Source organism: Shewanella sp. 5S214 (assembly GCF_041439795.1).
GTDB lineage: Bacteria > Pseudomonadota > Gammaproteobacteria > Enterobacterales > Shewanellaceae > Shewanella > Shewanella vesiculosa.
In genome coordinates this window covers 1-9,285 of the sequence record NZ_JBGOOV010000050.1, presented here as the reverse complement: position 1 = coordinate 9,285, position 9,285 = coordinate 1, and the positions used below count along the sequence as shown (strand labels likewise).

Sequence of the window (9,285 nt, the reverse complement as noted above, 5' to 3'; positions counted from 1 at the left end):
AGACGATAGCGACAGTCAAAGTGACTCAAGCGATTCAGATGATAGCGACAGTCAAGATGACTCAAGGGATTCAGACGATAGCGAAAGTCAAGGTGACTCAAGCGATTCAGACGATAGCGACAGTCAAGATGACTCAAGCGACTCTGGTGATTCAGGGAGTTCACGCACCACTTCAAATACAACGGATGATAAAAAATTAAGCAATGAGGAAGTTGAGGCGATTATTCAAGCTCTTGATGAATATGATGACGACTTTCACGATAAATTGATTTCTTCGATAGAAGAAATGGCTGAACAACATCCAATTGGTCAAATTATTGGTTTACCAATAGCTAAAAATGAAAATAGTTTACCTTTAAGCAGTGATCGTCTTATCGATGACAATTTGAGAGGAATTATTTCACGTATTAAAAATCCATTAAAACGGATTTTTCATGACCAAAACTATGTTAACAACTCACTTCATAACAGAGGTAAATCGATTAGCTCTAGCCGTTTGGCAAGTGTTGTAATCGGAAATACTAAGGTATTTGATTCACAGGCCATACATCGTTCACCTAATGCGGCTATTGTATTATTGATCGATAAATCTGGTTCTATGGACGATTCTGATATGAAGATGGCAAATAGTGTTGCTTATTCATTAAGCACTGCACTTGATGGCATTCATGGAGTGGAATCTTTAGTGGCATATTATCCATTAAGGGACCAGGACTATGTTGAACATTTAGCGATAGTTAAATCATTTGAAGAAAAAAGTTCGATTCAAAGTTTCAATATTGGTTCGTTCGGAGGTACACCTACCGCTGAGGTTATTCAATCAGCAACTTCTTTATTAATGACTCGTGGAGAACCTAGGAAATTACTTTTTGTAATTACTGATGGAGACCCTAATAGTGTTAAAGATACAGAACTTGCAATAGAAGAAGCTCAAGCGTTAGGAGTCAAAGTTTTTGGTATAGGCATTAGACAAGTCGTCAGTGGATTTAAAGATACAGATTTTCATGTCATTGATTCTACAAAAGAGCTCGTTAATGCGTTAACCGTAGGACTTAAACACGCTTTTAAATAGCGTAAAAATTTCAATAACCCCAATGGGTACACTTTTACCCTTTGGGGGAAAAGTGTGCCCAACAAATGCCTTGGAGGGCACACTATGAACGTAGTAATCAAAGAGAAAAGAGCGAGTGGCTTAAATGCTTTTTACGTAATGCGTAATGGCAAAAAGGTATTGATTGGAGCCTCATGGGTAATGAGACCACTTCTAAATCGGTAAATCTTAGTGCGACCTAGTAATAGGTCGCTCTTTCTAACTTGCTTGCGGAAACCACCAAAGTTTCTTTTAGCAAGGGAGTTTTGGGGTTTCCGTAGGCAATATTTAGGAGAGTTATTATGTACCAAGCCAGTCACTCTAAGATTAAAAAAGTAAAAGCACTTGTTGCTCAGCAAGGCGGTTGGAGAAATATATTTGAACATTTTAGTGGTTTAAAAGCTGCAATTGACAAATATCCAGCACAAACACCCTGCCCAAAAACTGGGGATGGTTCAACTGTGTTTCGTCTAGTTAACGGTTGGGAACAAACAGGCCAAGCTTTTCATAATTACGTTGGAAAACTAACCGATGGACTGAATGTAATTGCATTTTATCGCAACTGCTCTATTAAAGAGGCTGCCGATGAAGTGTTACAAATTACAGGAGGTGATTATCAAGCGATAAGTTATCGAGAAGTTTCCGCGCAACTAAGCCGAGAACAACAGCAAAAATCTGAATACTGTAGTAAAGAGAAAAAAGAACAGCGATTGAAGTCATTACAAAGGGTATATCATGAAGCTATACCTGCGTATAAGTCTGAAATTGCTATGAATTACTTGAGATGTCGAGGTTTGACGTTAACAAGTGAAGAAGTTCGGAAATTTTCTTCAACTTTAGGTTTCCACCCGGGGCTTAAATATTACTGTTCAGATAAAAAGCAGGTTATTGGTACATATCCAGCATTACTTGGCATTTTTAAAAGTAAAGACGGAAGCAATTTAACTATCCACCGGATTTATCTGAAGCCTGACGGCAGCGGCAAAGCTGATGTTAGTAATCCTAAAAAGTTAATGAGCCCTCCTGGTTATATGGGTGGGGGTTCATTTCAATTAGGGGAGCCACTACCGTTGAGGTGTGGAGGTAAATACATTGGGGTAACAGAAGGAATTGAAACGGCCTTAGCGCTATTCAATGCCAATGGTTTACCTTGTTGGTCGTTATATAGCGATACCGTTCTTGCGCTTTTTGAGCCTGATTCTGACATCACACATGTTGGTATTTGGTCTGAAAAGGAGCCTAGTGGTGCGGGATTAACATCAGCGAATAAGTTGATGAAAAGACTAAGTGAAAAAGGGGTGAAATGTCATATTTATTACCCTGACTTCCTTAACGCAGAAAAAGAGGATTGGTTGGATGTGTTTAATTCAAATCCATCGTTAATCCATGGCTATACGGCCAGATAAATGCTCTGTCACATAGTTCCCCATAGTGGGAACTATGTTGACTGGGTTATCCATCACAAAAAGCATTTAGCAGTGCCTTTTGTGATGGATAACCTTACCTTTAACAAGTGGAGTAAATGATCATGGCCAAAACCGAATACGTACAAGGCATTTTTGATTGTGCATCAAGCATATTAACGATTGGTACTAACAAAGCATTCCATATTCGAGAAGATTTATCACGAATGGATAGCTACGATAGAATTGAAAAATTAACGACTTGGGCTCGTCAAAAATCTCTTATCACTCAAAACGGTTTAATAGCAGAAATTTGACTGTGAAGAGGCGGTAATGATTTACCGCCTCATAAACCCAAGTAGATTTTCCAAAGTCTATTTAGGTTTATGATTTCCTCAATCGTTTATCCCTATTATTAATTTTTTAAGCCTCTTTTGGCTTTGAACTTAATTATATATAAGCGCATGTCAGCTCAACATGGGAAACCCGAGCGGCTATTTTTTAGAAATGAGAGTAGTGACCGGCATTAACAATATTAAAGCAATATCGTTAATGTGAGAGCCTTTGGCTAATTAACCCCCTTGGGAGACATTCTTTCCCATTGGGATAAATGTCTTTCAAATTTACGGATCTGGAGGACACAATGAAAATCAAAATCCCAAAAAATGTTGAACTTAAAACTCTTGATAATCAAATTCAATTTGGTTGTAAAAGTGGTTTTTGTGGTCAATGCAAATCTAATTTAATCTCTGGAACAGTCGAATTAATCCAAACGCCGATAGCAATATTGGGGACAGGTGAAATTTTGGCTTGTTGTTGTAAATCAAACTCATCGATTGTTATAGAACAACGCTAGGAGGGAGTCATGCAAAATATTGTAATCGATAATCTTCTCGTGATGGCAATAATCAAAACTGTAGGAAATATTCTAACAGCGGCGGTGCCATCTTTAGCGGCTTATATCATCGGTAAGAAAGTCGTCAACAACAATAAACTTCAAAGACGTTTAGATTCAGCATTATCAGACATACAGTTTCTATTAATGGTGGAAAAACTTCATTGTAGAGAACACATGATCACAGAAGGGAAAAGCAACAAACTCACTATTCGCAATTGCGTGAAGCATGAACTGGGTTTTTTCTGGAGTGGTAAAAACACTTTATCGCGAATTGACAGAACCATCTCGTTAGAGAGTGATTCTAAAATTATTCAAATGGATAAACCTGTACGTCCAAAAAGAATGACATCGAGGTACTAGCAATGATAAATCCGTTAGCCATAGAAGCTCAAAACTTAATTAAAACGTTTCGAGATTACGAAGCTGATTGTAAGCAACGTCCCGATGCCGATGAAGGTGCTAGAGCATTTCAATTCTGTGCAATAGCACTAGAAGAAATGCTTAGACGCCATGGCGTACATGTAGGTCAAACGATAGATAGTGAAGTGCAATTCACTTCTATTAATCAACGTTAACCAATAAATAAACCCCACTAGGGCATATCACCCTAATGGGTCGATGTGTCCTTTAATTTTTAAATGGAGAGACACATTATGAATCAACCGATCAAACTAATACCGCTACATATTCAGTCATTAGATTCTCAATTGATTGATAAAACAGGTGATGGATTTGGGTACAGTAGCTTTCACAATGAGGGAGACGAAACCAAGTTGACGCCAGGCGGTATTTTGGTCCACAAAAAAACAAAAATGCGCTTTGAAGTGCCCTTGCCGTCGTTTACCGTTGAACAGTTTGAGAAAAAACCTTATACCGACGTATGGACGACAGAAAGGGATGACCTTGAGTGTTGGAAGAGTATTAGGCATGAGTATATAGGTAAGCGAACCATGCTTGCCTGTGAAAATGGTAAAACTGTTCTACTCATAGAGGATAAGCATTTTACGATAGAAAACTAACCCCCCATAGGGCATATCACCCTAATGGGTTGGTGTGTCCTTAAAGTTTTATATGGAGAGACACACTATGTTAGATGCACAAGTTATTTACTCAAAAATCAAGAAAGAATCTGAAAAAACAGGTTGGCCAGTTAACCATCGTGGTGATATAGAAAGTGATGAATTACTGTTAAAAAGGGCTGCTCTGGAAACCCCACATAGAGAATATATTTGGATACTGCGAGACAGTGGTACTTGTTTGATCCCACTTTTTGAGGGTATAGACCCTGTTCATGTCAGCAATTGGTCGGATGGGCTTTTTTATCATGCCATTGAAGACAAATTGAATAGTATCCCCAAGGAAATGGCGCTCAGTTTGATCCAAGAGCCGCCATTTAGCATGAAGTCGTGCACATCTTTACCGATTTTGGTTGATAAGATGTCACATTTATTAAGCTCACCTTGGTCGCGAAATGAGATGTTTTCTCTTAATAATGACAAAACAAATCCTGCTTCCTGGGAGTCGTGGAAAAAGGCATTTAATGAAAGTGGTAATCAGCTCATGGTTGATTTTATCACGAACGTTCAATGTCACGCTGCAACACTCACGAAACTACGGTTAGTCGCTTAACAATTTAAACATACCCCAATGGGCACATAATCTACCCATTGGGAAATTGTGCCCTCAACGTCTTTGGAGGACACATTATGTTATCTCAACATCAAATCGATAATCAATTGAAATACGAGCAATTCAAAAGAGAATTAGCGGCAGAGTCACCAGTACCTTGCGACATTAAGGTTGGCGATTTTGTCACTTTTACTAATGAATTCGGCATATTTTTTCGTGAACCAAAGCAAGTCATTGGTTTTTCTGATGAGTGTTATTTACCAGAACGCTTTATCTATACTGAGAGCGACGCATATTGGTTTCCAAAAAAAGTAGAACAACTACATAAGGTTGAAAAGACTTCTACTGGTTGTTTGCTTGTACGTGAAGCAACATCACAATCACTTTATCAATTTGAAAATGAACTTATAGACGACCTTAATTGGAAGATATTGGTTCGTGATAACAAATTGCATTGTGTGTGGTGTAATGACTTTACAATGGAGGTAGTGACGTATTGTGAAGGGGACATTATTTCGACTTCTGCGCTAAATCAAGAAATGTATGAGTCTGAATTATTCGGAATACTTTCTTTTTTTAGCGCCCATTAAGGAGTTTGATATGTTTACGAGTTCAATAGCGTCATATCCCGATAGAGGTCCTTTTGGCAATAACAAATATCGAGGTAATTGCACCGGTCATATCGTTTCAGATTTAATCGACAATTATCTTCCCGTTGGAGGTTTATTTGTAGATCCAGCCATCGGTGGTGGAACGTCTTGTGACGTTGCGGCATCAAAAGGCATCCGCTTTTTTGGTACTGATCTACATAGTGGATTTAATCTGCTAGTGGATGATTTACTGACAACGGTCGGGGAACAAGCAAATCTGATATTGTTTCACCCGCCCTATGGCAGCATGATCCCGTACTCAGGAAACATGTGGGGAGTCGAGCATAAGCACGATATGAGTCGATTATCCGATGAAGATTTTAAAGCTGCGCTGAAATTAGCGCTGCATAATATCTCGGATGCGACTTTGCCAGGAGGTCATTACGCCGTGTTAATGGGTAATCAACGTCGAAAAGGGGTTTATATTAACTGGTCTTCAATCACTGAAGCACTAGCGCCTGACCCTTTGTGCGATGAAATTATCAAACTACAACATAACGTAGCAAGCGATTCTAGCTCTTACCGTAAGCCAATTGTGAAAATTATGCATGAAAAGCTTTTGGTTTTTAGGCGGTCGCCAAATAGAAATACTGTTGTGAGTTTAGAGCAGTATGTCTCAACACTTGAAAATAACTTAGCTCAAGAATTGTTAGTCACGCTTCGACGGGTGATGCAATGCAGTTCATGGAGTGAGGCTGAAATCTTATCGCTAATATCCAATGTGTATGCTCAAACGAGTTTACATATTGATTGGCAAGGATTAGTGCAAAAGTTGTTAACGAGTCACCATTTTATCAACCATAACGGACGCTTTAGTCTGGCTTAGTTGGTCAACATTAATACCCCTGCAGGGACACATCCCTGTTGGGGTTGTGTGCTCTGCGAATGGAGAACACACATGATTATTCCAACATTATCAGATAATGCACATTTGGCACTGGCGCAACTTGCTGGTGGTTCCCGTGTCACTCGTGTACATACACAATGGCAAAAGGGCAATTCACTAACAAATATCGTTACTTATGGGATTAAAGACAAACGTACAGTAATGCACATTTTGCGGACGGGTAGAGAGTGTGTGGCGTATGAAGTCAAACAATTAGAAAGATATTCAATGAGTCTTGCTATAGAGCAAGCTCGTGAAATTCTTGATGAAATTTAATTCCGCTGTAGAGGTTTTAAATCAACAACAACCAAAAATATAGGCGGAAATCAGTGATTATTACTCGACCTATTAACCCTCGGGAACCCGATTTATTAATTGGGTTTGAATGCTTAGCGCTTATTATCCATGATTTAGATGGGAGTGAAGTTGCTACAGTATCAGCCCCGAACGGCCGATGGACACATGATGCATTAGAGTCACTAGATCTCTATGCATATTGTCCTAATGGCTGGGATGCATATCTAGGAACAAATTGGATAGGCAGTTCAGAAGTGTAAAAACCTCATTCTTATGGAGCCTTACCTTTGCCAACCGTGAAACCTCTTTCGGTATTTTCAATTATTCTTCGTTGATTTTCTAGACCGTTCGAGTGGTTAAGAAGATTGTATTTGATTTATAACGTAGACAATGATTTCGCTAATGAATATGGAATTCCTAACATTTTAGCAATCTTACTGATAGAGACACCTTGACCAGATAGGCGTTTGATTTCTGTAACTCTGTATTTGCGCTCAGCCGTTCCTCTATCCCGTTTTACATCATTCATTACTTGTACCTCTGAATGTTGACATCATATATTTATCTTGTCCCTTTATCATAATTGCACATTCACAACCCGCAACTGGTCATGACTAAATAAATTATCGATGCTTTTTTGCGGTATTGAATTTGGGATCTAACGATGTGTTGTAGAGCTGTTTTCTATCGAATCTTTAACTAATGCTTCGACGAACCTTTCCTACCTTTATGATGCTAGCCAATAGTAGTTAAGGCTTCTAGCACTTCACCTTGTCTTGAATTCATTTAACTGACACTATAAGCGCACCAATTTTGCTTATGGTGCGTTTATAGTGAAGGGAAGACCAATTAGCAACAGCGAGCTTTGGGACTATTTGATCGGTAAGAATTGCGGTCGTAAATCAGAGTTTAAAGAACGTAACAAACTAGTGTTAGTCCTGATGAATCACTGTGGGATAAGACCTATTGAGTTATGCCTGATCACTAGCCAACTGCTGATCTCCTCAACAGGTTTGCTTAACGAGTTATTTATTATCCCGGAGTCAATATCATTTGATGGTAATGAGCGGCCAATACCGTTAACCAATGATGAAGTCAAAAGTGCAATAGAAAGCTATTTAGCTTGGTTACAGGCTAAAGGGCTTAACACTCACCCTCATAAATCATATCTCGGTTTTAACCCTAATTTGCCATTGCTTGTGAGCGACAACTATAAAGAGTTCGGGCTTCAACATCGCGGCAAAAAGATTGATGGTTCAAAGAAGTTGCTCCCAATAGCAATGAACAAACTCATAGACTCTCTCATAGTCAAAGCTGGCCTTAATGATTGTGGGGTTGATAGAACCTCTTTCATTAAAGCGTTTGTGATTGAGGGCTATAAAAGCGGTTTATCGGTAAATGATTTGATCATCATTGGTGGTATGTCAGATACAACAGTAAAAACCTATCTAGCCGCAGATCTCGAACAATACAGCCCTATTACTGAATGGTTTATTGATCGTGGCATTCGTAAACAAAAAAAATTAGAATCCTTGAGGAAAATGAGGCGGTTTAAGATATGAATGATCTCTCTATTGATTATGAAAAATATAAAGAAAATCAAGTTTCTTCCCCAAAAGGAAAAACAGTGCTTGACTGTTATCTGTTCATTTCCCATAATGGGAAATGGTCATGAGAATTGTATCTAGAGCGGCTTTAAAAGCCTTTTGGGAACAACCGAAATATCAAGATGCAGAGCAGCCATTAAAAGCGTGGTTTGACGAAGCCAAACATGCTGATTGGGAAAGTTCTCACGATATAAAGGCTTTGTATCGAAATGCGAGTTTTGTCGGGAATAACCGAGTTGTTTTTAATATCCACGGCAATAAATACCGTCTAATTGTGGCGGTGAATTATCAGTTTAAGATGTGTTACATCAGGTTCGTTGGAACCCATGCTGAATACGACAAAGTAGATGCAGCAACGATTTAATAGGGCAAGAATATGAGCATTAAACCAATTAAGACAGAGAGCGACAACAAGGCCGCTTTAGAGCGAATAGAGCAGCTTTGGGATGCACAGCCGAATACAGAAGAAGGTGATGAACTGGATGTGTTGGTAACGTTGGTTCAAGCGTTTGAAGAAATCCATTACCCCATTAGTGCGCCCAACCCAGTTGAAGCCATTCGTTTCAGAATGGAGCAAGCGGGGCTAGATGATACCGACTTAGTACCTTACTTGGGGCAGCGTAGCCGAGTCAGTGAAGTTTTAAATTACAAAAGACGCCTCAGTATAGGCATGATCAGAAAGCTTAATGAAGGGCTTAAAATTCCTTTAGAAAGTCTTATTCGCGACTACCAATTAGCTCGATAGGAAATAGATTTTATGAGTGATTATGTGTGCGTTTATATTAAAGTTTGATAATTCTTAATAGTGTTTGATCATTTATAATA

At 38.9% G+C, this 9,285-nt stretch carries 16 protein-coding genes; 15 read left to right on the top strand and 1 reads right to left on the bottom strand.

Features of this window, described 5'->3' with window-relative positions; translation table 11 throughout:
• The 12 genes from ACED29_RS20635 to ACED29_RS20580 form a co-directional block, all read left to right on the top strand.
• Positions 1 to 1,072 (top strand): VWA domain-containing protein (locus ACED29_RS20635; RefSeq protein WP_371698608.1); only part of this gene is annotated, 1,072 nt, incomplete at its 5' end.
• 320 nt (positions 1,073 to 1,392) lie between these two features.
• Entirely contained in the window at positions 1,393 to 2,496 is a 1,104-nt protein-coding gene (locus ACED29_RS20630; protein WP_347691066.1) for a toprim domain-containing protein, read from the top strand.
• 122 nt (positions 2,497 to 2,618) lie between these two features.
• Positions 2,619 to 2,810, top strand: a complete 192-nt coding sequence (locus tag ACED29_RS20625; protein WP_182742230.1) for a hypothetical protein — start codon at positions 2,619 to 2,621, stop codon at positions 2,808 to 2,810.
• A gap of 326 nt (positions 2,811 to 3,136) precedes the next feature.
• Complete coding sequence (locus tag ACED29_RS20620; protein WP_347691065.1) at positions 3,137 to 3,349, top strand: 2Fe-2S iron-sulfur cluster-binding protein; 213 nt, start codon at positions 3,137 to 3,139, stop codon at positions 3,347 to 3,349.
• Between the two features lie 9 nt (positions 3,350 to 3,358).
• Complete coding sequence (locus tag ACED29_RS20615) at positions 3,359 to 3,751, top strand: hypothetical protein (protein WP_182742233.1); 393 nt, start codon at positions 3,359 to 3,361, stop codon at positions 3,749 to 3,751.
• Positions 3,752 to 3,753: 2 nt separating this feature from the next.
• A complete protein-coding gene (locus tag ACED29_RS20610; RefSeq protein ID WP_347691064.1) occupies positions 3,754 to 3,966 on the top strand; it encodes a hypothetical protein in 213 nt (70 codons plus the stop codon).
• Between the two features lie 78 nt (positions 3,967 to 4,044).
• Positions 4,045 to 4,410 carry a hypothetical protein gene (locus ACED29_RS20605; RefSeq protein ID WP_347691063.1) on the top strand — a complete coding sequence of 122 codons (366 nt, stop codon included), beginning with the start codon at positions 4,045 to 4,047 and terminating at the stop codon, positions 4,408 to 4,410.
• Between the two features lie 67 nt (positions 4,411 to 4,477).
• Entirely contained in the window at positions 4,478 to 5,020 is a 543-nt protein-coding gene (locus ACED29_RS20600) for a hypothetical protein (RefSeq protein ID WP_182742236.1), read from the top strand.
• A 77-nt stretch (positions 5,021 to 5,097) separates the two neighbouring features.
• Complete coding sequence (locus ACED29_RS20595) at positions 5,098 to 5,610, top strand: hypothetical protein (protein WP_347691062.1); 513 nt, start codon at positions 5,098 to 5,100, stop codon at positions 5,608 to 5,610.
• Positions 5,611 to 5,620: 10 nt separating this feature from the next.
• A complete protein-coding gene (locus tag ACED29_RS20590; RefSeq protein WP_182742238.1) occupies positions 5,621 to 6,496 on the top strand; it encodes a DNA adenine modification methylase in 876 nt (291 codons plus the stop codon).
• A gap of 72 nt (positions 6,497 to 6,568) precedes the next feature.
• Positions 6,569 to 6,832 carry a hypothetical protein gene (locus ACED29_RS20585; RefSeq protein WP_182742239.1) on the top strand — a complete coding sequence of 88 codons (264 nt, stop codon included), beginning with the start codon at positions 6,569 to 6,571 and terminating at the stop codon, positions 6,830 to 6,832.
• Positions 6,833 to 6,885: 53 nt separating this feature from the next.
• Complete coding sequence (locus tag ACED29_RS20580; RefSeq protein WP_347691060.1) at positions 6,886 to 7,113, top strand: hypothetical protein; 228 nt, start codon at positions 6,886 to 6,888, stop codon at positions 7,111 to 7,113.
• Positions 7,114 to 7,229: 116 nt separating this feature from the next.
• Here ACED29_RS20580 and ACED29_RS20575 read toward each other — a convergent pair whose 3' ends face one another.
• Entirely contained in the window at positions 7,230 to 7,382 is a 153-nt protein-coding gene (locus ACED29_RS20575) for a hypothetical protein (RefSeq protein WP_371698607.1), read from the bottom strand.
• Between the two features lie 304 nt (positions 7,383 to 7,686).
• Between ACED29_RS20575 and ACED29_RS20570 the strand changes: the two genes are divergently transcribed.
• The 3 genes from ACED29_RS20570 (at position 7,687) to ACED29_RS20560 (ending at position 9,205) form a co-directional block, all read left to right on the top strand.
• Complete coding sequence (locus ACED29_RS20570; protein WP_347691058.1) at positions 7,687 to 8,415, top strand: integrase; 729 nt, start codon at positions 7,687 to 7,689, stop codon at positions 8,413 to 8,415.
• A gap of 109 nt (positions 8,416 to 8,524) precedes the next feature.
• Positions 8,525 to 8,824 carry a type II toxin-antitoxin system HigB family toxin gene (locus ACED29_RS20565; protein WP_347691057.1) on the top strand — a complete coding sequence of 100 codons (300 nt, stop codon included), beginning with the start codon at positions 8,525 to 8,527 and terminating at the stop codon, positions 8,822 to 8,824.
• 12 nt (positions 8,825 to 8,836) lie between these two features.
• Entirely contained in the window at positions 8,837 to 9,205 is a 369-nt protein-coding gene (locus tag ACED29_RS20560) for a DNA-binding protein (RefSeq protein ID WP_347691056.1), read from the top strand.
• The last annotated feature ends 80 nt before the right edge of the window (positions 9,206 to 9,285 follow it).